Here is a 1,323-nt window from a genome sequence, read left to right on the forward strand (position 1 = left end):
AAGGAGCCATGCCATGACCACCGTTCCCACCACCACCCCGACCGGCAGCACCCCGGCCACGAGCCCCGCCGTCCCGGCGCCCGGTGGCACCGGTCGCCTCGGATCGGGTGAGTTGCGCCGCAGGGTCGCCGCGATCCTGGTGGACAGTCCGAGGGCGACGTTCACGCCGGGTGAGATCGCCCGGAACTTGGGCCGGTCGGCGGGTGCGGTCGGTAACGCGCTGACGGTGTTGGCCGACCGTGGGCAGGCCGAGTTGGTGGCGACCGGGCCGCGCCGCTATCGGGCGACTGCCACCACCGGTGAGGCCCTGAACGGCGGCGCGCCCGCCGCCCGGACCGCGCGCCGCCCCGCCGCCGCGCCCGCGCCGAAGGCCGTCCCCGCGCCCGCGCCGACGCCGGGCGCGCCCGGGGTGGCGGGGACCCCGGTGAAGGGCGGGAAGGCGCCGGTGGGGCCGGTGGTTCGGCCGAACGGTCAGACGTACCACCCGCGCCGGTTGGCGGACCTGCCGGACGTGGCGGCGCTGCAGCGGCTGCGTGAGGCGTCCATCCCGGCCCTGCTATACGGTCCGCCCGGGACGGGGAAGACGTCGCTGGTCGAGGCGGCGTTCCCGGACCTGATCACGGTGGCCGGGGACGGGGACACCGCCGTCGCCGATTTCGTCGGCGAGTACACCCAGGCGCCCGGCGGCGGTTACGAGTTCGTCTACGGGCCGCTGATCACCGCGATGACCGAGGGCCGCGCCCTGCTCATCGACGACGCCACCCTCATCTCACCGAAGGTCCTCGCGGTGGTGTATCCGGCGATGGACGGGCGGAGGCAGATTACCGTCAAGGCGCACAAGGGCGAGACGATCACCGCCGCCGAGGGGTTCTACGTGGTCGCCGGTCACAACCCCGGCGTTCACGGCGCCGTGCTCACCGAGGCGCTCGCGTCCCGGTTCGCCGCGCAAATCCGGGTGTCGACCGACTACGACCTCGCGCGGACGTTGGACATCGAACCGCGCGCCGTGCGTGTCGCGCGCAACCTGGCCCGCCGTCAGGAATCCGGCGAGATCGGATGGGCGCCGCAACTTCGTGAACTGATCGCCTTCCAGAAGGTGTCCGGGGTCCTCGGGGCCGAGGCGGCGGTCGCCAACCTACTCGGCATCGCCCCCGAAGAGGACCGCGACGTGGTCGCCGAGGTCATGTCCGCCGTCTACGGGCGCACCGTCGCCCCGCTGGCCCTCGGCCAGCAAATCTAACCCGCACCCGCCCGCACATCGCCGCACCGCACCCGCGACCGCACGGACCCGCACGGAGGAACCATGGCAACGCACGTCATCCC

General features: G+C 73.6%; 1 protein-coding gene. It reads left to right on the forward strand.

Annotated features, from left to right (window positions below):
* The first annotated feature begins 13 nt into the window (after positions 1 to 13).
* Positions 14 to 1,240, forward strand: a complete 1,227-nt coding sequence (locus E1284_RS40750; RefSeq protein WP_131945443.1) for an AAA family ATPase — start codon at positions 14 to 16, stop codon at positions 1,238 to 1,240.
* The last annotated feature ends 83 nt before the right edge of the window (positions 1,241 to 1,323 follow it).

Source organism: Actinomadura bangladeshensis, assembly GCF_004348335.1.
GTDB classification, from domain to species: Bacteria; Actinomycetota; Actinomycetes; order Streptosporangiales; family Streptosporangiaceae; genus Spirillospora; species Spirillospora bangladeshensis.